The 22,879-nt window shown below is 58.4% G+C and carries 22 protein-coding genes, 1 pseudogene and 1 riboswitch; of the genes and pseudogenes, 13 read left to right on the plus strand and 10 right to left on the minus strand.

Annotation, left to right across the window (positions count from 1 at the left end; all coding sequences use genetic code 11):
• The first annotated feature begins 49 nt into the window (after nt 1-49).
• Genes bioB through bioD form a run of 4 tightly spaced genes read left to right on the plus strand, consistent with a single transcriptional unit; the run spans nt 50 to nt 3,677 of the window.
• On the plus strand, nt 50-1,090 hold the full coding sequence (bioB, locus tag L379_RS15700) for a biotin synthase BioB (RefSeq protein WP_017694116.1): 1,041 nt from the start codon (nt 50-52) through the stop codon (nt 1,088-1,090).
• Nucleotides 1,087-2,244 carry an 8-amino-7-oxononanoate synthase gene (bioF, locus tag L379_RS15695; RefSeq protein WP_032653023.1) on the plus strand — a complete coding sequence of 386 codons (1,158 nt, stop codon included), beginning with the start codon at nt 1,087-1,089 and terminating at the stop codon, nt 2,242-2,244. The genes bioB and bioF overlap by 4 nt, the downstream gene beginning before the upstream one ends.
• A complete protein-coding gene (bioC, locus tag L379_RS15690) occupies nt 2,228-2,983 on the plus strand; it encodes a malonyl-ACP O-methyltransferase BioC (RefSeq protein WP_032653025.1) in 756 nt (251 codons plus the stop codon). Before bioF ends, bioC begins: the two co-directional genes overlap by 17 nt.
• Nucleotides 2,976-3,677, plus strand: coding sequence for a dethiobiotin synthase (gene bioD, locus L379_RS15685; protein WP_074174222.1), 702 nt, complete (start codon nt 2,976-2,978; stop codon nt 3,675-3,677). The genes bioC and bioD overlap by 8 nt, the downstream gene beginning before the upstream one ends.
• Here bioD and L379_RS15680 read toward each other — a convergent pair.
• Entirely contained in the window at nt 3,640-4,362 is a 723-nt protein-coding gene (locus L379_RS15680) for an ABC transporter ATP-binding protein (RefSeq protein WP_017694112.1), read from the minus strand. The genes bioD and L379_RS15680 overlap by 38 nt on opposite strands.
• A gap of 748 nt (nt 4,363-5,110) precedes the next feature.
• Here L379_RS15680 and uvrB point away from each other — a divergent pair.
• Nucleotides 5,111-7,126 carry an excinuclease ABC subunit UvrB gene (uvrB, locus tag L379_RS15675; RefSeq protein ID WP_015571085.1) on the plus strand — a complete coding sequence of 672 codons (2,016 nt, stop codon included), beginning with the start codon at nt 5,111-5,113 and terminating at the stop codon, nt 7,124-7,126.
• Nucleotides 7,127-7,204: 78 nt separating this feature from the next.
• On the opposite strand, the gene yvcK is transcribed toward uvrB, so the two are convergent.
• Nucleotides 7,205-8,113: a uridine diphosphate-N-acetylglucosamine-binding protein YvcK gene (yvcK, locus tag L379_RS15670; RefSeq protein WP_023299636.1), complete on the minus strand. Its 909-nt coding sequence runs from the start codon at nt 8,111-8,113 to the stop codon at nt 7,205-7,207.
• A 226-nt stretch (nt 8,114-8,339) separates the two neighbouring features.
• A riboswitch (molybdenum cofactor riboswitch) is annotated at nt 8,340-8,473 on the plus strand.
• On the opposite strand from yvcK, the gene moaA reads away from it, so the two are divergent.
• The 6 genes from moaA to L379_RS15640 all read left to right on the plus strand — a co-directional run bounded on the left by moaA (nt 8,461) and on the right by L379_RS15640 (nt 11,934).
• On the plus strand, nt 8,461-9,450 hold the full coding sequence (gene moaA, locus L379_RS15665) for a GTP 3',8-cyclase MoaA (RefSeq protein ID WP_032653029.1): 990 nt from the start codon (nt 8,461-8,463) through the stop codon (nt 9,448-9,450). Its footprint overlaps the riboswitch before it by 13 nt.
• 24 nt (nt 9,451-9,474) lie before the next feature.
• Complete coding sequence (moaB, locus tag L379_RS15660) at nt 9,475-9,987, plus strand: molybdenum cofactor biosynthesis protein B (RefSeq protein ID WP_015571084.1); 513 nt, start codon at nt 9,475-9,477, stop codon at nt 9,985-9,987.
• A 3-nt stretch (nt 9,988-9,990) separates the two neighbouring features.
• Nucleotides 9,991-10,476: a cyclic pyranopterin monophosphate synthase MoaC gene (gene moaC / locus L379_RS15655; protein WP_006809528.1), complete on the plus strand. Its 486-nt coding sequence runs from the start codon at nt 9,991-9,993 to the stop codon at nt 10,474-10,476.
• Nucleotides 10,469-10,714: a molybdopterin synthase sulfur carrier subunit gene (moaD, locus tag L379_RS15650; protein ID WP_003858510.1), complete on the plus strand. Its 246-nt coding sequence runs from the start codon at nt 10,469-10,471 to the stop codon at nt 10,712-10,714. The genes moaC and moaD overlap by 8 nt, the downstream gene beginning before the upstream one ends.
• 1 nt (nt 10,715) lies before the next feature.
• Nucleotides 10,716-11,168 carry a molybdopterin synthase catalytic subunit MoaE gene (gene moaE, locus L379_RS15645; RefSeq protein WP_015571082.1) on the plus strand — a complete coding sequence of 151 codons (453 nt, stop codon included), beginning with the start codon at nt 10,716-10,718 and terminating at the stop codon, nt 11,166-11,168.
• Between the two features lie 58 nt (nt 11,169-11,226).
• Nucleotides 11,227-11,934, plus strand: a complete 708-nt coding sequence (locus L379_RS15640; protein WP_015571081.1) for a Bax inhibitor-1/YccA family protein — start codon at nt 11,227-11,229, stop codon at nt 11,932-11,934.
• 126 nt (nt 11,935-12,060) lie between these two features.
• Here L379_RS15640 and L379_RS15635 read toward each other — a convergent pair whose 3' ends face one another.
• From L379_RS15635 to L379_RS15625, 3 genes are read right to left on the minus strand one after another with little or no spacing between them, the layout of a single operon-like run.
• Nucleotides 12,061-13,023: a lysylphosphatidylglycerol synthase domain-containing protein gene (locus L379_RS15635; protein ID WP_015571080.1), complete on the minus strand. Its 963-nt coding sequence runs from the start codon at nt 13,021-13,023 to the stop codon at nt 12,061-12,063.
• Nucleotides 13,023-14,261, minus strand: a complete 1,239-nt coding sequence (gene clsB / locus L379_RS15630; RefSeq protein ID WP_015571079.1) for a cardiolipin synthase ClsB — start codon at nt 14,259-14,261, stop codon at nt 13,023-13,025. The genes L379_RS15635 and clsB overlap by 1 nt, the downstream gene beginning before the upstream one ends.
• Nucleotides 14,258-15,019, minus strand: a complete 762-nt coding sequence (locus L379_RS15625) for an endonuclease/exonuclease/phosphatase family protein (protein WP_032653031.1) — start codon at nt 15,017-15,019, stop codon at nt 14,258-14,260. Before L379_RS15625 ends, clsB begins: the two co-directional genes overlap by 4 nt.
• A 133-nt stretch (nt 15,020-15,152) precedes the next feature.
• On the opposite strand from L379_RS15625, the gene L379_RS15620 reads away from it, so the two are divergent.
• Nucleotides 15,153-15,563, plus strand: coding sequence for a YbhQ family protein (locus tag L379_RS15620; RefSeq protein ID WP_003858499.1), 411 nt, complete (start codon nt 15,153-15,155; stop codon nt 15,561-15,563).
• Here the strand turns inward: L379_RS15620 and L379_RS15615 are convergent.
• The 5 genes and pseudogenes from L379_RS15615 to cecR form a co-directional block, all read right to left on the minus strand.
• The gene (locus tag L379_RS15615) at nt 15,525-16,631 is read right to left on the minus strand and encodes an ABC transporter permease (RefSeq protein WP_032653033.1); all 1,107 of its coding nucleotides are present in this window, start codon (nt 16,629-16,631) and stop codon (nt 15,525-15,527) included. The two genes, L379_RS15620 and L379_RS15615, sit on opposite strands and share 39 nt — an antisense overlap.
• Before the next feature lie 57 nt (nt 16,632-16,688).
• A complete protein-coding gene (locus tag L379_RS15610; protein ID WP_023296150.1) occupies nt 16,689-17,822 on the minus strand; it encodes an ABC transporter permease in 1,134 nt (377 codons plus the stop codon).
• Nucleotides 17,812-19,551 carry an ATP-binding cassette domain-containing protein gene (locus L379_RS15605; RefSeq protein WP_032653035.1) on the minus strand — a complete coding sequence of 580 codons (1,740 nt, stop codon included), beginning with the start codon at nt 19,549-19,551 and terminating at the stop codon, nt 17,812-17,814. Before L379_RS15605 ends, L379_RS15610 begins: the two co-directional genes overlap by 11 nt.
• A complete protein-coding gene (gene hlyD / locus L379_RS15600; RefSeq protein ID WP_023296152.1) occupies nt 19,544-20,539 on the minus strand; it encodes a secretion protein HlyD in 996 nt (331 codons plus the stop codon). Before hlyD ends, L379_RS15605 begins: the two co-directional genes overlap by 8 nt.
• A pseudogene (gene cecR, locus L379_RS0123945) lies at nt 20,536-21,212 on the minus strand (transcriptional regulator CecR). The gene hlyD and the pseudogene cecR overlap by 4 nt, the downstream one beginning before the upstream one ends.
• A gap of 204 nt (nt 21,213-21,416) precedes the next feature.
• On the opposite strand from cecR, the gene rhlE reads away from it, so the two are divergent.
• Nucleotides 21,417-22,799 (plus strand): ATP-dependent RNA helicase RhlE, encoded by a 1,383-nt coding sequence (rhlE, locus tag L379_RS15595; RefSeq protein ID WP_017693771.1) that lies wholly within the window; start codon nt 21,417-21,419, stop codon nt 22,797-22,799.
• The last annotated feature ends 80 nt before the right edge of the window (nt 22,800-22,879 follow it).

A 22,879-nucleotide genomic window follows, 5' to 3' on the forward strand; every position in this document is an offset into this window, starting at 1 on the left:
ACAAGTATAAACCGAACCGACAATTAACAAAACCCTTTGGAGAAGCCCGATGGCTCACCACGCACGCTGGACGATGTCGCAAGTCACTGAATTATTCAACAAACCTTTCCTAGAGCTGATGTTTGAGGCGCAACAGGTGCACCGCCAGCACTTCGATCCGCGTCATGTTCAGGTCAGCACGCTGCTGTCGATCAAAACCGGGGCTTGCCCGGAAGACTGCAAATATTGCCCGCAAAGCGCGCGCTATAAAACCGGTCTCGAATCCGAGCGCCTGATGGAAGTCGAGCAAGTGCTCGACTCCGCGCGCAAGGCCAAAAACGCTGGCTCGACCCGCTTCTGCATGGGCGCGGCGTGGAAAAATCCGCATGACCGCGACATGCCCTATCTGGAGCAGATGGTGAAGGGGGTGAAGGCGATGGGGCTTGAAGCCTGCATGACCCTGGGTACGCTGAACGAAGAGCAGGCGCAGCGTCTCTCGGCGGCGGGGCTGGATTACTATAACCACAACCTCGATACCTCGCCGGAATTCTACGGCAACATCATCACCACGCGCACCTATCAGGAGCGTCTGGACACGCTGGATAAAGTGCGTGATGCGGGGATCAAGGTCTGTTCCGGCGGGATCGTGGGACTGGGCGAGACGGTAAAAGATCGTGCCGGCCTGCTGTTACAGCTGGCAAACCTGCCGACCCCGCCGGAAAGCGTGCCCATCAACATGCTGGTGAAGGTAAAAGGCACGCCGCTGGCGGATAACGAGGACGTGGATGCCTTCGATTTCATCCGCACCATCGCGGTGGCGCGCATCATGATGCCGACCTCTTATGTTCGCCTCTCTGCCGGTCGCGAGCAGATGAGCGAGCAGACCCAGGCGATGTGCTTCATGGCCGGGGCCAACTCTATCTTCTACGGCTGCAAACTGCTGACCACGCCAAACCCGGAAGAGGACAAAGATGTCCAGCTGTTCCGCAAGCTGGGGCTGAACCCACACCAGACCGAGGTACAGGCGGGGGATAACGAGCAACAGCAGCAGCTGGAGCAGCAGATTTTTAACGCCGACACCGACCAGTTCTACAACGCGGCAGCCGTATGACCTGGCAGGCACGTATCAGGACCGCGCTCGACGAGCGGCGGGCGGCGGATGCGTTTCGGGTGCGCAGGGTAGTGGAAAACGGTGCAGGCCGTTTTCTCTCCCGGGAAGGAGAGCGGTTCTGTAATTTCTCCAGCAACGATTATCTGGGCCTGAGCCAGCACCCGCAGATCGTTCGCGCCTGGCAGCAGGGCGCGGATCGTTACGGCGTGGGCAGCGGTGGCTCCGGGCACGTCAGCGGCTACACCACGGCGCATCAGGCGCTGGAGGAAGAGCTGGCCGACTGGCTGGGCTACCCGCGGGCGCTGCTGTTTATCTCCGGTTTTGCCGCGAATCAGGCGGTGATTGCCGCCCTGATGGGCAAAGACGACCGCATCACCGCGGACCGCCTGAGCCACGCGTCCCTGCTTGAAGCGGCCAGTCTCAGCCCGGCGCAGCTGCGGCGTTTTGCCCATAACGATGCCTCTCAGCTGAACGTCCTGCTGGGTAAACCCTGTTCAGGGCTTCAGCTGGCGGTGACGGAAGGGGTATTCAGCATGGACGGCGACAGCGCGCCGCTTGCCACCTTGCATGACGTCGCAAAACAGCAGAACGCCTGGCTGCTGGTCGACGATGCCCACGGCATTGGCGTCACCGGCGAGGAGGGGCGCGGAAGCGCGCACCAGCAACGCGTCAGGCCGGAACTGCTGGTAGTCACTTTCGGCAAAGGCTTTGGCGTCAGCGGCGCCGCGGTGTTGTGCAGCGAGCCGGTGGCCGATTACCTGGTGCAGTTCGCCCGGCACCTGATCTACAGCACCAGCATGCCCCCGGCGCAGGCCGTGGCGCTCTCTGCGTCGCTTGCGGTGATCCGCGGCGAAGACGGCGCTGAACGCCGGGCGCGCCTGGCCGACCATATTCAGCGTTTTCGCCGGGGGGTAAGCGCACTGCCTTACCGGCTTACCGACTCGCACAGCGCCATTCAGCCCGTGATTGTGGGTGAAAACCATCGGGCGCTGATGCTGGCACAGGCGCTACGAGAACGCGGGCAGTGGGTCACGGCGATCCGCCCACCCACCGTGCCGCCAGGCACCGCGCGCTTGCGTCTGACGCTCACGGCAGCGCACGAGCCGCAGGATATCGATACGCTTCTGGAGGCACTGTATGTCTCCTGTCAATAAACAGGCCGTTGCCGCCGCGTTTGGCCGGGCAGCGCAAAGCTATTCACAGCACGATGAGCTGCAACGCCTGAGCGCCCGCGGGCTGCTGGCCGCGCTCGGTGAGGGGCGTTTTGCGCAGGTGCTCGACGCTGGCTGCGGGCCTGGCGGCAATAGCCGCTACTGGCGCGCAACGGGTAGCCACGTCACGGCGCTGGATTTATCCGTGCAGATGCTGGATGAGGCCCGCCAGCAGCAGTCAGCAGACCGTTATCTGGTGGCCGATATCGAGGCCATCCCGCTGGAGGATGCGCTGTTTGACCTCGTCTGGAGCCATCTGGCGGTGCAGTGGTGCGCCAGCCTGCCGCAGGCCCTACGCGAGCTATACCGCGTGGCGCGGCCCGGCGGAGCGGTGGCCTTTACCACCCTGCTGGAAAGTTCGTTGCCAGAGCTGAATCAGGCGTGGAGGGCAGTGGATGCGCAGCCGCACGCCAACCGGTTTCTCTCGCACCAACAGGTCACTCAGGCGCTGGCAGGCTGGCGCTATCGCAGCGTGGTCCAGACCGTCACCCTCGAATTTAGCGATGCGTTAAGCGCCATGCGATCGCTTAAGGGCATAGGCGCGACGCACCTGCACGCCGGACGGGAGAAGAAACCCCTTACCCGTGGCCAACTCCAGCGTCTCGAGCTGGCCTGGCCGCAGGAGCGGGGCCGGTTCCCGCTCTCTTATCATCTTTTTCATGGGATTATTGAACGTGACTGAACGTTATTTTGTTACCGGCACTGACACTGAAGTCGGTAAAACGGTTGCCAGCGCCGCGCTGTTGCAGGCGGCGCGTCTGCTGGGGAAAACAACGGCCGGGTATAAGCCCGTAGCCTCCGGCAGCGAGATGACGCCGGAAGGCTTACGTAATACCGATGCGCTGGCGCTACAGCGTAACAGCAGCCTTACGCTGGCCTATTCTGCGGTGAACCCCTATACCTTTGCTGAACCCACCTCGCCGCACATCGTCAGCGTCGATGAAGATCGTCCGATTGATTTTTCGGTGCTCTCTTCCGGGTTACGCGTCCTGGAAACGCAGGCCGACTGGGTGCTGGTGGAGGGGGCTGGCGGCTGGTTTACCCCGCTGTCCGACGAGCAGACATTTGCTGACTGGGTGCAGGCCGAGCAGCTTCCGGTCATTCTGGTGGTTGGTGTGAAGCTTGGCTGTATCAATCACGCCATGCTGACCGCCCAGGCCGTGCAGCAGGCCGGGTTGCGTCTGGCAGGGTGGATTGCCAATGACGTGGTAGCGCCGGGTAAACGTCATGCTGAGTATCTGGCGACGCTGAAGCGGGTGCTGCCTGCGCCGTTTCTCGGCGAGATCCTGTGGCTTGCCGACGGCGCAGAGCAGGCGGAAACCGGACGCTATCTCGACCTCAGCGCCTTATGTCCCGCGCCATCCAGTGCGCAATAAGGTCGTCATCCAGCTCGTTAACGTGGCCCTGTGCCACGTTACGTCCGCGATAGAGCATGCAGAAACGCTCCGCTACCCGGCGGATAAACGACAGCTGTTGCTCCGCTAACAGCACCGTCATTCCCAGCTCCCGATTCAACCGCACCAGCAACTGCCCCAGCCTGCGCGCGAAACCGTGCCCTGCGCCATGCATGGGCTCATCCAGAATCAACACGCGCGGACGATTAACCAGCGCACTGGCGAGGGCCAGCTGATACTGGTCGTCAGGGGACAGCGCAGAGGCACGGCTCTGTCGCAGCGGATAGAGCTCCGGAAACAGGGCATACACGTCACTTTTTGATGCCGGATCGGGTTTCCCCGTCGCCCGCATAGCGATATGCAGATTTTCATCGACGGTCAGCTGGGAAAATATCCGCCGATCCTGCGGGACGTAGCCTATCGTCGGCGGCGCCGGGAATGCTGACGCAGGGTTGAGCAAGTTATGCGGCGGCGCGCCAGCCTCATGCCAGATGATGGTGCCGCTCTCGACGGGCACCTTTCCGGTAATGCAGTTCATAAGCGTGGATTTGCCCATGCCAGGCAGGCCAACAATGCCCGTACAGATGCCTTGCGGGAAATCGATATTCACGTTCCATAGCGTATGTTGGCTTCCGTAAAACTGATTTACAGCACGCAGACTCAACATCTTTCTCTCCTTAAAAATGTGTGGGGTGATGCACAGAGTGATGTCTGCAAAACGCCTGCCAGGAACTTCATAATGATTAAAAAAAGGCCATTTTTAGGAATAACTCACTATCAAAAGCTGAACGTTTATACGAATTGCACACTCCCGGTGCTGCGTATGTCGAATTGTGGTGCAGGAGAAATGACAGAATTGTGATTAAGATCTCGCCAGTCGCTTATGAAAAAATGAACGTTTTCCAGGCAAAAAAGAGTGATAAAAATTTTTTACTGCCGCTTCGTGGGAAAAACCGGGAATTTGCTGGAGTGCATGCTGTACGGGCTGGAGGCAGTTATCCACTATTCCTGTGGATAACCTTGTGCATTAGAGTTAGAAAACCCGCGATAAGCGAGAGAATACGCGGGTTACAACCAAATTGATGCGAAACGCGGCTTAATAAATTAGTCTTTATTTTTTAACGAATTAGATAAAAGCAATTCCCTCAACGCCAGCGAGACCTGTTGCCATAAAACTTTCATAACCGCCCTTGACAAATGTTAAAAAAGTAATAGTTCTGGGGATAACCCCCTGAGGCTGGTGTTTTATTTTGTCACAGTCGAAATTTGGCTCGCGAACGCACTAATCCTCTCTGCGCTACGCTAAATATCCTGACACGATACTGGTTTTTCATCCAGTGTTTTTTACTGGCAATCCTGGCCACAACGAGTAAAATTACTCACCTGCCGCTTATTCTGTCATCAGGTCGTCGCCCATGAGTAAACCGTTTAAACTGAATTCTGCTTTCCGTCCTTCCGGGGATCAGCCCGAGGCTATTCGTCGCCTGGAAGAGGGGCTGGAGGACGGGCTGGCGCACCAGACCCTGCTGGGGGTTACCGGTTCGGGCAAAACCTTCACCATTGCCAACGTCATTGCCGATCTCCAGCGTCCGACGATGGTTCTCGCGCCGAACAAAACGCTGGCGGCGCAGCTGTATGGTGAGATGAAAGAGTTCTTCCCGGAAAACGCGGTGGAGTATTTCGTCTCCTACTACGACTACTACCAGCCGGAAGCCTACGTTCCCAGCTCCGACACGTTTATCGAGAAAGATGCCTCGGTGAACGAACATATCGAGCAGATGCGTTTGTCGGCGACCAAGGCGCTGCTGGAGCGTCGTGATGTGGTGGTGGTGGCCTCGGTGTCGGCGATCTACGGCCTGGGCGATCCGGATCTCTATCTCAAGATGATGCTGCACCTGACGCAGGGGATGATCATCGATCAGCGTGCGATTTTGCGCCGTCTGGCGGAGTTGCAGTACACCCGTAACGATCAGGCGTTCCAGCGCGGGACCTTCCGCGTGCGCGGCGAGGTGATTGATATCTTCCCGGCGGAGTCGGACGATATGGCGCTGCGCGTGGAGCTGTTCGACGAAGAGGTTGAACGCCTGTCGCTGTTCGATCCGTTGACCGGTCACGTCGAGTCGGTGATCCAGCGCTTCACCATCTACCCGAAAACGCACTATGTAACGCCGCGCGAGCGTATTGTGCAGGCGATGGAAGAGATCAAAACCGAGCTGGCGGACCGCCGCAAGGTGCTGCTGGCGAACAATAAGCTGCTGGAAGAGCAGCGCCTGAGCCAGCGTACCCAGTTCGATCTGGAGATGATGAACGAGCTGGGCTACTGCTCCGGCATCGAAAACTACTCGCGCTACCTCTCCGGGCGCGGGCCGGGCGAAGCGCCGCCGACGCTGTTTGACTACCTTCCGGCGGACGGCCTGCTGGTGATCGACGAATCCCACGTTACGATCCCCCAGATCGGCGGGATGTACCGCGGTGACCGCGCGCGTAAAGAGACGCTGGTGGAGTACGGGTTCCGACTGCCGTCAGCGCTGGACAACCGTCCGATGAAGTTTGAAGAATTTGAGGCGCTTGCTCCGCAGACCATCTACGTATCGGCCACGCCGGGCAACTACGAGCTGGAAAAATCCGGTGATGACGTGGTGGACCAGGTGGTGCGTCCGACCGGGCTGCTGGATCCGATTATCGAGGTGCGTCCGGTGGCGACGCAGGTGGACGATCTGCTCTCGGAAATACGTGCCCGCTCCGCCATCAACGAGCGCGTGCTGGTTACCACGCTCACCAAACGTATGGCGGAAGATTTGACGGAGTATCTGGAAGAACACGGCGAGAAGGTGCGGTATCTGCACTCGGATATCGATACCGTGGAGCGTATGGAGATCATCCGCGATCTGCGTCTGGGCGAGTTCGACGTGCTGGTCGGTATTAACCTTCTGCGAGAAGGGCTGGATATGCCTGAGGTGTCGCTGGTGGCGATTCTGGACGCGGACAAAGAGGGCTTCCTGCGTTCCGAGCGCTCGCTGATCCAGACCATTGGCCGCGCCGCGCGTAACGTCAACGGGAAGGCGATCCTGTACGGGGATAAAATCACCCCGTCGATGGCCAAAGCGATTGGCGAAACGGAACGTCGTCGCGAGAAGCAGCAGCGCTACAACGAAGAGCACGGCATCACGCCGCAGGGGCTGAACAAGAAGGTGGTGGATATCCTGGCGCTGGGTCAGAACATTGCGAAGACCAAAGCGAAAGGCCGCGGCAAGGCCCGTTCCGTGGTGGAAGAGGATACCGTCGCGCTGACGCCGAAAGCGTTGCAGCAGAAGATCCACGAGCTGGAGGGGCAGATGATGCAGCACGCGCAGAACCTGGAGTTCGAAGAGGCCGCGCAAATCCGCGATCAGCTGCATCAGCTGCGGGATCTGTTTATTGCGGCATCGTAGTTTTTTGCCCGGTGGCGTTTTCTCCCTCTCCCTGTGGGAGAGGGCCGGGGTGAGGGCATCAGGCCGCACAAAACGAACCTAACCTAATGCCTGAATCGCCTTCTCCAGCGCCTCGCGCAGCAAATGGCGGTCGTGGCGATATTTAATATCGCTGGCTTCCAGCGGCTCCTGCACCACCACGCGATCGCCAATCCCCGATACATCCACTTTCGGCCCGACCACGACACCATCGATAATTTTCTTACCAACGTACTGTTCCATCAGGTCCAGCTTATCCGCCAGCGACAGGCTTGCCGCCGCCGGGCTGAGTTCGCGGCCTAAATTACCGATATAGACCATGGGCGCAGGCGTTCTGCGCAGCGCCTGCGCCAGCTCTTTCACCAGCAGGATCGGCATCAGGCTGGTATAAAAACTTCCCGGCCCAATCAGGATCAGATCGGCCTCGCCAATTGCTTCTACCGCTTCACGCGTTGCGGGTACGCTGGGGTAGGTCATCAGCTCTTTTGGCGGAAGAAGAAGCTGGTCGATATTCACTTCACCATACACTTCGTGATCGTCGGCATCGATCGCCATTAAATCCACCGGCTGTTCAGACATCGGGATCAGGAATGCATCCACCTTTAACAGGTTACGAATTAAATTGATCGCTTCCAGAGGACGCACGCTCAGGTGATCCAGCGCCTTTAACATCAGATTTCCAAGGTTATGGCCTGAAAGTTCACCATTTCCGCCAAAACGGTACTCAAACATCGCCGAGGCCACGCTAGGCTCCGTGATAAGCTGGTTGAGGCAATTGCGCATGTCACCCCAGGCAATCCCGCCTTCAGCGCGTCGGATCCGCCCGGTTGAGCCGCCGTTGTCCGTTGTTGTCACGATGCCCGTCAGGCGCGAGCCCAGTGACGATAACGACGACATCACTCGTCCCAGACCGTGACCTCCGCCAAGAGCGACCACGCGGTCCAGATCCGCAAAAGTGCGATTGCGCATACCTATTCCTTATCCTGTTAAGCTTGCGTCACAGTAACGCAACTACTCCTAAAAGACGATGCCTCTCACAAACCATAATGACGTATATCAATGCGAAAGCGCTGTTTTTGCGTATTCTGTAGTGAAAATGCACGATAACATCGTTATATATAAATTTATATAGCGAAAAGCGACAATGGCGAAGTGGCGATTTCCACGCTACTATCGCCATAACCACGTTTTCAAAACTGAAAACATACACTCTAGCCCTGGCGCCTGTGTCGAGAGATATGGCGCCCTGGCCGTGGCGGATTTGCCACCAGGGTACAGAAAGAAATGACTGTGCCTCCCGATCTGGAAAGGTGTACATGGCTTCACAACTTACTGATGCTTTCGCGCGTAAGTTTTTCTACTTACGTTTGTCGATTACCGACGTGTGTAACTTCCGTTGCACCTACTGCCTGCCCGATGGCTACAAGCCGGGCAGCGTCACCAATAACGGCTTTCTCTCCGTGGATGAAGTACGCCGCGTCACGCGCGCGTTCTCTGAACTTGGCACGGAAAAAGTGCGTCTTACCGGGGGAGAGCCCTCCCTGCGCCGTGATTTCCCTGACATCATTGCCGCCGTGCGTGAAAACGAACGTATCCGCCAGATCGCGGTGACCACCAACGGTTACCGCATGGCGCGTGACGTGGCGAACTGGCGCGATGCGGGGCTGACGGCGATCAACGTCAGCGTCGATAGCCTGGACGCCCGTCAGTTCCACGCCATTACCGGCCAGGATAAGTTCCAGCAGGTGATGGACGGCATCGATGCCGCGTTCACCACCGGTTTCGACAAGGTCAAAGTCAATACCGTGTTGATGCGTGATGTGAACCACCATCAGCTGGACACTTTCCTGGCGTGGATCAAACCGCGCCGCATTCAACTGCGTTTTATTGAGCTGATGGAGACCGGGGAGGGCAGCGAGCTGTTCCGTCGCCATCATATCTCCGGCATGGTTCTGCGCGACGAACTGCTGAAACGCGGCTGGATCCACCAGATCCGCCAGCGCAGCGATGGCCCGGCGCAGGTCTTTTGTCATCCGGATTATGAGGGCGAAATCGGCCTGATCATGCCCTATGAAAAAGACTTCTGTGCCAGCTGCAACCGCCTGCGCGTCTCCTCCGTCGGCAAGCTCCATCTTTGCCTGTTCGGGGATGGCGGCGTCGATCTACGCGATTTGCTGGAAGATGACGCCCAGCAGGACGCGCTTGAAGCACGTATTTCCGAGGCGCTGACGCACAAAAAGCAGACCCATTTCCTGCATCAGGGCAACACCGGCATTACTCAGAACCTGTCCTATATCGGCGGGTAATCAGGCTTTAGAAGGAACCAGAAGATGAGTCAGGTAAGCGCGGAATTTATCCCGACACGCATTGCTATTCTTACCGTTTCCGAACGTCGTGGTGAAGAGGATGATACCTCTGGCCACTGGCTGCGCGAGGCGGCACACGAAGCCGGACACCAGATTGTTGATAAAGCGATCGTCAAAGAAAACCGTTACGCCATTCGCGCTCAGGTCTCACAGTGGATTGCGGGCGATGACGTCCAGGTTGTGCTGATCACTGGCGGCACCGGCTTTACCGCAGGCGACCAGGCGCCGGAAGCGCTGCTCCCGCTGTTCGATCGCGAAGTGGAAGGCTTCGGCGAAGTGTTCCGCATGCTCTCCTTTGAAGAGATTGGCACCTCTACGCTTCAGTCCCGTGCCGTCGCGGGGGTGGCGAATAAGACGCTGATCTTCGCCATGCCGGGGTCGACCAAAGCCTGCCGCACCGCGTGGGAAAACATTATTGCCCCGCAGCTGGATGCCCGTACCCGTCCATGTAATTTCCATCCCCATTTAAAGAAATAAGCTATGTCACAACTGACCCACATTAACGCCGCTGGCGAAGCGCATATGGTGGATGTCTCCGCCAAAGCCGAAACGGTGCGCGAGGCGCGTGCTGAAGCGTTCGTCACCATGCTGCCGGAGACGCTGGCGATGATTATCGACGGTAGCCATCACAAGGGTGATGTATTTGCCACCGCCCGCATCGCCGGTATTCAGGCCGCTAAACGTACCTGGGACCTCATCCCGCTCTGCCATCCGCTGATGCTCAGCAAAGTGGAGGTAAATTTGCAGGCGCAGCCGGAGCATAACCGCGTGCGTATCGAGTCCCTGTGCCGCTTGACCGGGAAAACCGGCGTGGAGATGGAGGCGTTGACGGCGGCCTCCGTGGCGGCGCTGACCATCTACGACATGTGTAAAGCGGTGCAGAAAGATATGGTGATTGGCCCGGTGCGTCTGCTGGCAAAAAGCGGCGGCAAATCCGGTGATTTTAAGGTGGAAAGCCATGATTAAGGTGCTCTTTTTTGCCCAGGTCCGTGAGCTGGTCAATACCGACAGCCTGACGCTGGACGGCTCTTTCGAAAATGTCGCCGCCCTGCGTGCGCATCTGGCGGCGCAAGGCGACCGCTGGGCGCTGGCGCTGGACGAAGGCAAACTGTTGGCCGCCGTGAACCAGACGCTGGTGGAGTTAACCCACCCGCTGGCCGATGGGGACGAAGTGGCCTTCTTCCCGCCGGTCACAGGGGGTTAAGATGACGGAAACCCGAATTCTGGTCGGCCATGAGCGTTTTAACGTGGGCACGGAATATGACTGGCTGGCCGGGCGCGACGAAGACGGCGCGGTCGTGACGTTTACCGGGAAAGTGCGTAATCATAATCTCGGGGACAGCGTAAAAGCGCTGACGCTGGAGCACTATCCGGGAATGACCGAAAAATCGCTGGCGGCCATTGTGGAAGAGGCGCGAGGCCGCTGGCCACTAGGGCGCGTTACGGTTATCCATCGCATCGGCGAAATGTGGCCCGGCGAAGAGATTGTGTTTGTCGGCGTCACCAGCGCCCATCGCGGGAGTGCTTTTGCGGCGGGGGAGTTCATCATGGATTACCTTAAAACCAAAGCGCCGTTCTGGAAGCGTGAAGCGACGCCGGAAGGTGAGCGCTGGGTGGAATCACGCGACAGCGATAAACATGCCGCCAGCCGTTGGTAGTTGGTTTACGCGGATGTGTTACTCTTAACGTGTGTGTTTACTTAATCAGGAGTGAATCATGGACCGATTTCCGCGTTCCGATTCGATAGTTCAGCAGACCCGTAGCGGGCTGCAAACCTACATGGCTCAGGTGTATGGCTGGATGACGGTTGGCCTGCTGCTTACCGCGTTTATCGCGTGGTATGCGGCAAACACGCCTGAACTGATGATGTTTATCTTCTCAAGCAAAATCACCTTCTTTGGGCTGATTATTGCGCAACTGGCGCTGGTGTTCGTGCTCTCCGGGCTGGTGCACAAGCTCAGTGCGGGTATGGCGACCACGCTGTTTATGCTCTATTCGGCGCTGACCGGGCTGACGCTTTCCAGTATTTTCATCGTTTACACCTACTCTTCCATCGCCAGCACGTTTGTGGTGACCGGCGGGATGTTCGGTGTGATGAGCCTGTACGGTTACACCACCAAACGTGACCTGAGCGGCTTCGGCAACATGCTGTTTATGGGGCTGATTGGGATTGTGCTGGCGTCGCTGGTGAACCTGTGGCTGAAGAGTGACGCGCTGATGTGGGCGGTGACCTATATCGGGGTGGTGATCTTCGTGGGCTTAACCGCTTACGACACCCAGAAGCTGAAAAACATCGGTGAACAAATTGATGTTCGCGACAGTTCAAACCTGCGCAAATACTCGATTCTGGGCGCGCTGACGCTTTATCTGGACTTCATCAACCTGTTCCTGATGCTGCTGCGTATCTTCGGCAACCGTCGCTAGTTATTTCCCCCTCACCCTAACCCTCTCCCTCAGGGAGAGGGGATTGCACGGTGCGGGCTTTTCTCCCTCTCCCCGTGGGAGAGGGCCGGGGTGAGGGCATCAGACCGCAGCGCTACCCGACACAACTCACTTCGCCAACATCCTCTCGTTCTTCGCGCGCAGCTTCTTCGCCCGACTCTCCAGCACCAGATAACAGACCGTTGCCAGCGCCAGCGGCAGGAAGTAGTAGATCATGCGGTACGCGAGCAGGGCGGCGATAATCGTCCCGTGAGACACATGCTCCCCCGCAAGCAGCGCGATAAACACCGCCTCCAGTACGCCAATACCCGCCGGAATATGCACAATCACCCCGGCAATACTGCTTACCAGCAGCACGCCCAGCACGAAGAAGTAGTTCACATCTTCGCCAATCAACAGCCAGATAATGGCCCCCATCGCCATCCAGTTAGCGCTGGAAACCACCATTTGCAGGACGGCAAACTTCCATGACGGCAGCACCAGCTTCTGGCCTTTAATGGTCATATGACGACGTTTGGCAAAGGCGCAGGCCCACAGGTAGGCGGCGATGATCAGCAGCAGTACGATGCCCAGGATGCGCAGGGTAGCCTCATCGATGTACCAGTGCGCAGGCAGCTGCACCACGCCGATGGTGAAAATCACCCCGCCCAGCAGGATATACCCCAGCCAGTTGGTGGTGATGCTTAAGGAGAAAATACGCGTGATGGTGCCGCCCGGTAAGCCAAGGCGGGAGTACAGGCGATAGCGCATACCAATCCCGCCCACCCAGGTGCTCAGCGTCAGGTTAAAGGCATAGCAGATGAATGACACCAGCATAACCTGCCGTTTGGCAAGCTTATGTCCGCAGTAGGCACGTCCCAGCAGGTCATAGCAGCCGTACATCAGGTAGCTCACAATCACCAGCCCAACGGCCCCCAGCAGGACTGTCCGGTTGTAGTTGCGAATAACTTTCCACACCTCTTCCCAGTCCACCTTTTGGGCATACACCACCAGCAGGACCGCGACGGCAATGAAGAACAGCCAGGTCAGGATTTTTTTCGCCAGCCGCCAGCGAGGATGAGATTTCGACATCAGGTTTTCCCTCCATCTTCCGCCTCTACGCGGTCCTGGGTTTCCATTTCGGGTTGCACAGGCGGATCCACCAGCGCCAGTTTCGGCGTATGCGCGGGCAGCCAGCCCACCATGGCCGGGAAGTGGCGCAGGAAGTGGAACACCACCACGCCGATGCCCACGTTCCACCAGCTCCGTTTTGGCACCATAGACTCATCCACACGCACGCAGTCTTTATTGATAAGTCCCTGAAGGTTATCGCGCAGGGTCTGATTAAACTGGCGATCGTGGATGATCAGGTTCGCTTCCAGATTGAGCGATAAGCTCAGCGGATCGAGGTTGCTGGAGCCAACGGTCGCCCAGTGGTCATCCATCACGGCGACTTTGCCGTGCAGCGGGCGGCGGCGATATTCATAGATCTGCACGCCGCTTTTGACCAGATAGCGATAGAGCAGACGCGCGCCGACCTTCACAATCGGCATATCGGGCTCACCCTGCACGATAAGCTTCACGCTCACGCCGCGTCGGGCCGCGTTGCGCATGGCGTGCAAAATCCGGTAACCGGGGAAGAAATAGGCGTTGGCGATAATCACCTCACGCTTCGCATTCGCCAGCATCTTCAGGTAATGACGCTCGATATCGTCCCGGTGCTCCTCGTTATCCCGCCAGACGAACAGCGCCTGCGCCTCGCCGGGCTTGCGGTTCTCTTCCGGGCGATGACGGCGTCGCCACCAGCGGCGAGCGGCCTCTTTGCCGGGTAAGTTTTCCAGCACGAACAGCTGGATGTCCTGAACCACCGGTCCTTCGATACGGATCGCGTAGTCCTGTTTAGCTTCGGGACCGTAATCCGACATATGCTCGGCGGAGTAGTTAATGCCGCCAACGAAGGCCACCGTTTCATCCACCACCACAATTTTGCGGTGCATTCGGCGGAACAGGTTGGTGCGCATGCCGAACAGACGCGGGCCGGGATCGTAATAGCGGAACACCACACCTGCGGCGGTGAGCTCGTTAACAAATTCGTCGCTGAGATCCGGCGAACCATATCCGTCGAGCAGAACCTCGATTTTTACACCGCGACGGGCGGCATGCAGCAGTGCGCTGTGCAACTGCCTGCCCACATCGTCTTCAAACCAGATAAACGTTTCGAGAAAGACTTTCTGCTGTGCGTGGCTAATCGCCTCAAAAACCGCCGGATAAAAGTTATCGCCATTTTCCAGCAGCGTAATACGGTTACCTTCCTGCCATGTGCATTTCATAAGTGAATCTCCGCGCTGAGTGGGGCATGGTCGGAGAGATGTCGCCAGTTGAGTAAAGCCAGCGCAGTCGGGCTGCTGGCGTGGGCATTTTTTACGTAAATGCGGTCAAGGCGCAGTAGGGGGAAGCGCACCGGAAACGTCCGCGCGGGACGACCGCGTGAGCGGGTAAAGATCTCCTCCAGCCCCGCCTTCACCTTCAGCGGATGGTTGGCCCGCTGTCGCCAGTCGTTGAAATCACCGGCCACCACGACGGGCTCGCCCTCCGGCAGCGCATTGGTCCAGTCTGCCAGCATCTGTAGCTGGGCCTGACGGTGGGCTTCACGCAGGCCAAGATGAACACAGCCCACATGAATGGGAAAATCGAGCGCCGGGGGGGTGATACGACAGTATAACAGCCCGCGTTTTTCGCTCTCGCCAACGGAGACGTCGCGGTTCTCATAATGCTCGATAGGAAAACGCGACAGCACCGCGTTACCGTGATGCCCCTCCGGGTAGACCGCATTGCGCCCGTAGGCGTAATCGCTCCACATGGTATCCGCCAGAAACTCGTAGTGGGGCGTGTCGGGCCAGTTTTCGAAATGCATAGGGTGCACTTCGTGCGCGCCCATGACCTCCTGGAGGCAGACAATATCGGCGCTGACGGTGCGCACCGCGTCGCGCAGCTCCGGTAAAATGAAGCGGCGGTTAAATGCTGTGAAGCCCTTATGAATGTTTATCGTCAGCACATTAAGCGAGAAATGCTGCGTTTTTTTGCTCATAAACACCTTCCTGGGTGACTATCCCGATGAAAATAAAGTGTAGTAGGCGTCACAAAAAGATGCGGCGTTACGGAATTTTCCGTAAAGTGCGGTAGTCTGAATTAGCAGAGAAAAATCCTTCAGGAGAGAAGCCATGAAGTGGCAACAACGCGTTCGTGTCGCAACCGGTTTGAGTTGCTGGCAGATAATGTTGCATTTACTGGTCGTGGCCGTACTGGTGATGGGCTGGATGAGCGGCACGCTGGTGCGTGTCGGCTTAGGGTTATGCGTGGTTTACGGCGTGACCGTGCTGTCGATGCTGTTTTTACAGCGTCACCACGACGCGCGCTGGCGTGAAGTGGGTGATGTGCTCGAAGAGCTCACCACCACCTGGTATTTTGGTGCGGCAATGATCGTCCTGTGGCTGTTGTCACGCGTGCTGCAAAACAACCTGCTGCTGGCCCTGGCGGGTCTGGCTATCCTCGCAGGGCCTGCGGTGGTGTCATTGCTCACCAAAGAGAAAAAACTACGCGATGTTTCGTCTAAACATCGCATAGGCCACTGAGCCCGTTGTGGCCGCGATGACCAGTAGCGGCCACAAACTTCCCCATACAATATCCAGACTCGCATCCTTCAGATAGATTTGCTTGGTGATATCCGTGAAGTGACGAATCGGGTTTATCCACGTCAAATCCTGTAACCACACCGGCATGTTCTCCACTGGCGAAACGTACCCTGAAAGCAAGATCGCCGGCATCATAAAGACAAACACCCCGATAAACGCCTGCTGCTGCGTTGAGCAGAGCGCGGAAATCAGCAGCCCAAACCCCACCAGCGACAGGCCGTAAATCACCATCGTGAAGTAAAACAGCGCCAGCGATCCGGCAAACGGGATCTGGTACGCCCATATTCCCACCCCCAGCACGATGGTGGCCTGGAACGTCGCGACAATCAGTGCCGGCACCGCCTTGCCGACAAATATCTGCCAGGTGGCGAGCGGTGAGACCAGCAGCTGATCCAGCGTACCTTGCTCACGTTCGCGCGCCACGGACAGCGAGGTGACAATCATCACGCCAATGGTGGTGATCATGGCGATCAGCGACGGCACCACAAACCATTTGTAGTCCAGGTTCGGGTTGTACCAGTTGCGCACCACCAGCTTGCTGTTGTTGGGTTTGGGTTTGCCCGCCATCAGCTCCTGCTGGTAATCCTTCACCACCTGTTGCAAATAGTTCGCCGCAATCTGGGCGCTGTTGGAGTTACGTCCGTCGAGGATCAGCTGCATCGGCGCGGTCTGGAATGTGTCCAGGTTGCGGGAGAAGTCCGCCGGGAAGCGTACCAGCAATAATGCTTTTTGCGTGTCGATGGTGGGCTGGATCGCCTGCGGGCTTTCCAGAAGCAGGACATGGGTAAAGGCTTTGGCGCGGGCGAAACGCTGCGTCAACTCGACGGAATGCTTGCCGTTGTCTTCGTTGTAAATGGCGATGGTGGCGTTGGTGACCTCCAGCGTGGCGGCAAACGGAAACAGTACAACCTGAAGCAGCACCGGCAGCACCAGAATGGCGCGGGTCTGCGGCTCGCGCAGCAAGGATTGCAGCTCTTTGCGGATCAATGTCCATAAACGGTGAAACATCGCGTCGTCCTCCTGTCGGGTGGCGCTTGCGCTTACCCGACCTACAAAATCCGATGGCTAATCTAATCTTCTTTTCGTTTTCATCCACGTCAGCCCGATAAACATCACCGCCGACGCCAGCAAAAACAGGGTGTTGATAATCAGCACCACCGGAATATTTCCCGCCAGGAACAGGCTTTGCAGGGTGCTCACAAAGTAGCGCGCCGGAATGATGTACGTCACGGCGCGGATCACCGCCGGCATACTGTCTATCTGGAAGATAAAGCCGGAGAGCATAATCGACGGCAGGAAGGCGGCATTAAGCGCCACCTGCGCGGCGTTAAACTGGTTGCGGGTGATGGTGGAAATTAACAGTCCCATCCCCAGCGTGCTGAGCAAAAACAGGCTGGTAATAAAGAACAGCAGCACCAGCGAGCCGCGGTACGGCACGCCAAGAATAAATACCGAGACCAGCATACACAGCAGCATCGCCAGCATGCCGAGGAAGTAGTAGGGGATCAGCTTGCAGAGCAGCAGCTCGACGCGCGTTACTTCGGTCGAGAGCAGCGCCTCCATGGTGCCGCGCTCCCATTCGCGGGCGATCACCAGCGAGGTGAGGATCGCGCCAATCACCGTCATGATGATGGTGACCGCCCCCGGAATAATAAAATGCTGGCTGATGGCGGCGGGGTTAAACCAGTAGCGCGTCTGCACGTCAATCAGCGGTTCAAACTCCTCCCCCCGGTCTTCGGCGCGCTGCATCTGCCAGAGCTGCCAGATACCCTCCGCGTAGCCCTGCACGAAGTTGGCGGTGTTCGGCTCGCTGCCGTCGGTGATCACCTGAATTGGCGCATCGGCGCCCGGGCGTGCCATATTGGCGGCAAAATCGACCGGAATGACGATCAGACCGCGAATTTTTCCGGCCTGCATTTTCTGGATCAGTTCCTGCCGGTTGTCGCTGATGGTGGCATCGATGTAGGGCGAGCCGGTCATGGCGTGGGTGAAGTCCAGCGCCTCTTCGCTCTGCTGCTCCAGCAAAATCCCGACCCGCAGCTTGCTGGAGTCGAGGTTAATCCCGTAGCCGAAAATAAACAGCAGCAGCAGGGGGATCACCACCGCAATCAGCCAACTGCTGGGGTCACGCACAATCTGCCGCGTCTCTTTGACGCACAGGGCGCGCACCCGGCGCCAGGAAAGGGTGTTACTGCGCATGAGTATTCTCCTTATCCCAGTCGTGGATGAGGGTGATAAACGCCTGCTCCATGGTCGGGTCTGGCTGCGCGTCGTCGGCGGCCTGCGCTTTCAGGTCATCCGGCGTGCCGTGGGCAATCAGCTTGCCGCGATAGACCAGCCCGATGCGGTCGCAATACTCTGCCTCGTCCATAAAGTGGGTGGTGACCATCACGGTCACGCCTTTTTCCACCATACTATTGATATGCAGCCAGAATTCGCGGCGGGTGAGGGGGTCCACGCCTGAAGTCGGTTCATCAAGAAACAGGATATCCGGCTCGTGCATCAGTGAGCAGGCCAGCGCCAGCCGCTGTTTGAAGCCAAGCGGCAGCGCGTCGGTAGCGTGTGAGGCGATATCGGTCAGGCCGAAGGCGTCGCACATGCGGCCGATCTTCTCGTTCTGCGCCCGTCCCCGCAGGCCGTAGACGCCGGAGAAAAATCGCAGATTTTGCTCCACCGTCAGGTTGCCGTAGAGCGAAAACTTCTGCGCCATATAGCCCAGGTGCTGGCGCGCCTTGCCGGAGCTGACTTTCAGATCCATATCCAGCACCAGTGCCTTGCCGGACGTCGGCACCAGCAGGCCGCACATCATCTTAAAGGTGGTGGATTTCCCCGCGCCGTTCGGCCCGAGCAGGCCAAATATCTCGCCGCGCTTCACGGCAAAATTGACGTTATCGGTGGCGGCGAAATCGCCGAATTTTTTGGTGAGCGATTTTGCTTCAATGACCGTTTCGCCCGGCGTGCCTTCCACCGTGTGCAGGATGGCGCCAAGCGGTGATTCTGAGGTTCCCGCCCCGCCCAGCAGATCGATAAACGCATCTTCAAAGCGCGGCGCGGTCTCTGTCATGTCGATCTCAGGCATACCCTGCGCACGGCGGATATCGTCGGCGGTAGTCTCTTTTTTGAGGATCACGCGCACCGAACGGCCCTGAATCATCCCGTCGCTCACCTGCGGCAGCTTCAGTACCCGTTGCAGCAGCTTGCGGTTGGACTCCTGCGCGCTGTGCAGCAGAAAACTGCGCCCGGCCATGGTTTGCGTCAGCTCGGTGGGTTCGCCCTGATAGAGCAGTTCGCCTTCATTCATCAGCAGCACGTCGCGGCACTGCTCTGCTTCATCAAGGTAAGAGGTACTCCAGAGGATCAGCATGCCGTCACCCGCCAGCTCGTGCACCATCTGCCACAGCTCGCGGCGGGAAATCGGGTCCACGCCCACGCCGGGTTCATCCAGCAATAGCACCTTCGGTTCGCCCACCAGCGTGCAGGCCAGCCCCAGCTTCTGCTTCATCCCGCCGGAAAGTTTGCCCGCCAGCCGGTCGGTGAACGGGCCGAGGGAGGTAAACGCCAGCAGACGCTGGAAGGTTTTCTGCCGGGTTTCGCCGGTAACGCTGCGCAGATCGGCATACAGGTTGAGGTTTTCCATTACCGTCAGATCTTCGTACAGACCAAACTTCTGCGGCATATAGCCGAGCATGCCGTGGAGCGCCGCGTCGTCTTTGATCGGATCGAGGCCAAGCACGCTGGCACTGCCTTCATCCGGCTTCAGCAATCCCGCCAGCATCCGCATCAGCGTGGTTTTACCCGCGCCGTCCGGCCCCACCAGCCCGGTCACATAGCCTTTCTGAATCGTACAATTCAGTGGTGCGACTGCCGGTTTGGCCATTCCCGGGAAGCGTTTGACCAGATTGTTGAGCTGGATAACCGCATCATTCATGTCGTTCCCCGTCGTTTAAGGTCACGGTAACAGGCATGCCCTGACGCAGCGCGTCGTCCGCATCGGTGACGATGATGCGCAGGCGGTACACCAGGTCGGTACGCAGGTCCGGGGTTTCAACGGTTTTTGGCGTGAACTCGGCGGTAGGGGAGACGAAGCCCACTTTGCCGTGATACGGCTTGTCCGGGCGACCGTCGGTATAGAGCAGCAGTTCGCGGCCCGGCTGCATCTGGCCAAGATTTGGCTCATCAATGTAAGCGCGCACCCACACCGGACGGGTTAAGGAGAGCGTTAACACGGTGCTGCCCGCGCTGAGCATGCTGCCCGGCTCCACGGCGCGGGTCATCAGCGTGCCGTCAGACGGGGCGACTAACGTGGTGTCGTGCAGATCCAGCTCCGCCTGGGCTAACTGCGCCTGCGCCTGCTCAAGGCTGGCCTTCGCCTGGGCAATGTCCTGCGCACGGTTACCGGTGCGGTACTGGCTTAGCTTATCCTGGGCAGATTTCAGCGTCGCCTGTGCCTGGTCGCGGGATGAGCGCGCGTTTTCCAGGTCGTTGGCGGAAATAGTACGGCTTTTCCATAAGCCTTGCTGACGGTTATAGAAATTCTGCGCATAGTCATAGGCGGCTTTTGCCTGCTTAACGGCAGCGGCCGCCTGGGAGATCTCTTCGTCACGGTAGCCCGCCAGCATCAGGTCGTATTGCGCCTGTGCGACGGAGACGCCTGCTTTTGCCTGCATCAGCGCGTTCTCAAACGGGGCTTTGTCCAGCATTCCCAGCGTCTGCCCGGCTTTGATGGCATCGCCTTCGTCAACGTTCAGCGAGGCCAGCCGCCCGCCGACGCGGAAGCTCATGTTCACGGTGCGGATATCCACGTTGCCGTACAGCGTCAGGCCACGATCCTGCTGGCTCTGATACCACAGCCAGCCACCGATTCCCGCAGCAAGTAACACAACAACCACCAGAATGATGGCGACAGGTTTTTTCATGACTTCTGGCTCCTTTGCGTTAAGCCTTGCAGGATCAGATCAACGTGACAGGTAATGACCTGGCTAATTTGCGCGGCTTTATCCTCATCGAATTGTGTCCAGCCCGTACGTAACAGGATGGTCTCACGCCCCAGACGGAAGGCGAGCACTTCGCCCAGCAGGGCGTGGGTATGCAAAATGGTGTCGGTATCGCTGGCGTCCCGTCCGGTATAGGCGGCGATCAGCCGGGTCAGATGGCTGTGCATCGGGGCGATCACCTGATCGTGCACCAGCTGGTACGCGGCAGTGGGGGAGAGCTGCTCGCGGGAGATAAATTTGCTCAGGTTCAGCGTATCGTCGTGCGTCAGCAGGCGGATCATGTTGTGACAGGCGTTAAGGATCAGCTGGCGGATGGCAGCCCGGTCAGGCTCTGGCTGGCTGAACAGCGCGGTGGCTTCTTCCACGTGCGGGCGAAAGCTGGTGCCGATAAAATCCGCGATCCACTGGGCGCAGGCAAGGTATAAATCCTCTTTTGAGCCAAAATAGTAGGTGATGGCCGCAATATTCTGTCCGGCCTGAGCGGCGATATCCGTGTGGTGGCATGCAGACCATACTCGCCAAACTGCGCCAGCGCGGCGGCGATAAGCTGACTTTTCGCCTGTTCGCCTTTGGTTGTCGTTGGGGTTGTATTCATAGCAGCATTAAAAATTAATCAATCGATTGATTAAGATTATGCCTGATTTGCGCAAACGTCGAGTCATCGCCGGGGATATTTTATGCGCCACGTCACAAAAGCTGCTACACTCCGCTCCTTCGCGACATTGTGGTTTTTGTCCTTCTATTCGTTATATCTCCCTGAAAACTACACCTGTGATGGTCGGGGCGGTTCGGAGTTTTTATGTCTTTTGATTCCCTTGGTCTGAACCCGGAAATTCTGCGCGCCATCGCAGAGCAGGGCTACGTTGAGCCAACCCCTATCCAGCAGCAGGCCATTCCGGCCGTTTTGCAGGGCCGTGACCTGATGGCAAGCGCGCAGACCGGTACCGGTAAGACCGCAGGCTTTACCCTGCCGCTGCTGGAGCTGTTGGTAAAAAACCAGCCGCACGCCAAAGGCCGTCGTCCGGTGCGTGCGCTGATCCTCACCCCAACCCGCGAACTGGCGGCCCAGATTGGCGAGAACGTGCGTGAATACAGCCGCTACCTCAACATTCGTTCGCTGGTGGTTTTCGGCGGGGTAAGCATTAACCCACAGATGATGAAGCTGCGCGGCGGCGTGGACGTGCTGGTGGCAACGCCGGGGCGTCTGCTGGATCTGGAACACCAGAACGCGGTGAAGCTCGATAACATCGAAATTCTGGTGCTGGACGAAGCCGACCGTATGCTGGATATGGGCTTCATCCACGACATTCGCCGCGTGCTGGCGAAGCTGCCGACGCGTCGTCAGAACCTGCTCTTCTCCGCGACTTTCTCCGACGAGATCAAGGCACTGGCGGAAAAGCTGCTGCATAACCCGCTGGAAGTGGAAGTCGCGCGCCGCAATACCGCCTCCGAGCAGGTGACGCAGCACGTGCACTTTGTGGATAAGAAGCGCAAGCGGGAACTGCTCTCCCAGATGATCGGCCAGGGCAACTGGCAGCAGGTACTGGTCTTTACCCGCACCAAGCACGGCGCTAACCACCTGGCGGAACAGCTCAATAAAGACGGTATTCGCAGCGCGGCGATCCACGGCAACAAGAGTCAGGGTGCGCGTACCCGCGCGCTGGCTGATTTTAAATCCGGCGACATACGTGTGCTGGTGGCAACCGACATCGCCGCCCGTGGCCTGGACATTGAAGAGCTGCCGCACGTGGTGAACTACGAGCTGCCAAACGTGCCGGAAGACTACGTGCACCGTATCGGCCGTACCGGCCGTGCGGCGGCAACCGGGGAAGCGCTCTCTCTGGTCTGCGTGGATGAACACAAGCTGCTGCGCGACATCGAACGCCTGCTGAAGAAAGAGATCCCGCGCATTGAGACCCCGGGTTATGAAGTGGATCCGTCGATCAAAGCCGAGCCAATTCAGAACGGTCGTCAGGGCGGCGGTCGCGGTCAGGGCGGCGGCGGTCGCGGTCAGCAGCCGCGTCGTGCCGAAGGTGGCGCGCCGAAATCTTCGGGCAAACCGCCGCGTCGTAATAACGACAGCAAACCAGCCGGTGAAAACCCGTGGCGTAGCGGCGAAGGGAAACCGGCAGGCGAGGGGCAGCGCCGACGCCGCCCGCGTAAACCTGCTAACCCGCAGTAATCTGGAAGCCCGGTCGTAAAGCCGGGCTTTTCTTTTTGCGGCAGCGGAGAGAAAGTGCCACAATAGTGGCTGTTTATACA

The organism is Enterobacter sp. MGH 33 (assembly GCF_000534535.1).
In the GTDB taxonomy this organism is placed as follows: domain Bacteria; phylum Pseudomonadota; class Gammaproteobacteria; order Enterobacterales; family Enterobacteriaceae; genus Enterobacter; species Enterobacter hormaechei_C.

Bases quoted from the DNA above. Each gene is read 5' to 3' on its own strand.
- bioB (WP_017694116.1), top strand. From the start codon at position 50: ATGGCTCACCACGCACGCTGGACGATGTCGCAAGTCACTGAATTATTC.
- bioF (WP_032653023.1), top strand. From the start codon at position 1,087: ATGACCTGGCAGGCACGTATCAGGACCGCGCTCGACGAGCGGCGGGCG.
- bioC (WP_032653025.1), top strand. From the start codon at position 2,228: ATGTCTCCTGTCAATAAACAGGCCGTTGCCGCCGCGTTTGGCCGGGCA.
- L379_RS15680 (WP_017694112.1), bottom strand. From the start codon at position 4,362: ATGTTGAGTCTGCGTGCTGTAAATCAGTTTTACGGAAGCCAACATACG.
- uvrB (WP_015571085.1), top strand. From the start codon at position 5,111: ATGAGTAAACCGTTTAAACTGAATTCTGCTTTCCGTCCTTCCGGGGAT.
- yvcK (WP_023299636.1), bottom strand. From the start codon at position 8,113: ATGCGCAATCGCACTTTTGCGGATCTGGACCGCGTGGTCGCTCTTGGC.
- moaA (WP_032653029.1), top strand. From the start codon at position 8,461: ATGGCTTCACAACTTACTGATGCTTTCGCGCGTAAGTTTTTCTACTTA.
- moaB (WP_015571084.1), top strand. From the start codon at position 9,475: ATGAGTCAGGTAAGCGCGGAATTTATCCCGACACGCATTGCTATTCTT.
- moaC (WP_006809528.1), top strand. From the start codon at position 9,991: ATGTCACAACTGACCCACATTAACGCCGCTGGCGAAGCGCATATGGTG.
- moaD (WP_003858510.1), top strand. From the start codon at position 10,469: ATGATTAAGGTGCTCTTTTTTGCCCAGGTCCGTGAGCTGGTCAATACC.
- moaE (WP_015571082.1), top strand. From the start codon at position 10,716: ATGACGGAAACCCGAATTCTGGTCGGCCATGAGCGTTTTAACGTGGGC.
- L379_RS15640 (WP_015571081.1), top strand. From the start codon at position 11,227: ATGGACCGATTTCCGCGTTCCGATTCGATAGTTCAGCAGACCCGTAGC.
- L379_RS15635 (WP_015571080.1), bottom strand. From the start codon at position 13,023: ATGTCGAAATCTCATCCTCGCTGGCGGCTGGCGAAAAAAATCCTGACC.
- clsB (WP_015571079.1), bottom strand. From the start codon at position 14,261: ATGAAATGCACATGGCAGGAAGGTAACCGTATTACGCTGCTGGAAAAT.
- L379_RS15625 (WP_032653031.1), bottom strand. From the start codon at position 15,019: ATGAGCAAAAAAACGCAGCATTTCTCGCTTAATGTGCTGACGATAAAC.
- L379_RS15620 (WP_003858499.1), top strand. From the start codon at position 15,153: ATGAAGTGGCAACAACGCGTTCGTGTCGCAACCGGTTTGAGTTGCTGG.
- L379_RS15615 (WP_032653033.1), bottom strand. From the start codon at position 16,631: ATGTTTCACCGTTTATGGACATTGATCCGCAAAGAGCTGCAATCCTTG.
- L379_RS15610 (WP_023296150.1), bottom strand. From the start codon at position 17,822: ATGCGCAGTAACACCCTTTCCTGGCGCCGGGTGCGCGCCCTGTGCGTC.
- L379_RS15605 (WP_032653035.1), bottom strand. From the start codon at position 19,551: ATGAATGATGCGGTTATCCAGCTCAACAATCTGGTCAAACGCTTCCCG.
- hlyD (WP_023296152.1), bottom strand. From the start codon at position 20,539: ATGAAAAAACCTGTCGCCATCATTCTGGTGGTTGTTGTGTTACTTGCT.
- rhlE (WP_017693771.1), top strand. From the start codon at position 21,417: ATGTCTTTTGATTCCCTTGGTCTGAACCCGGAAATTCTGCGCGCCATC.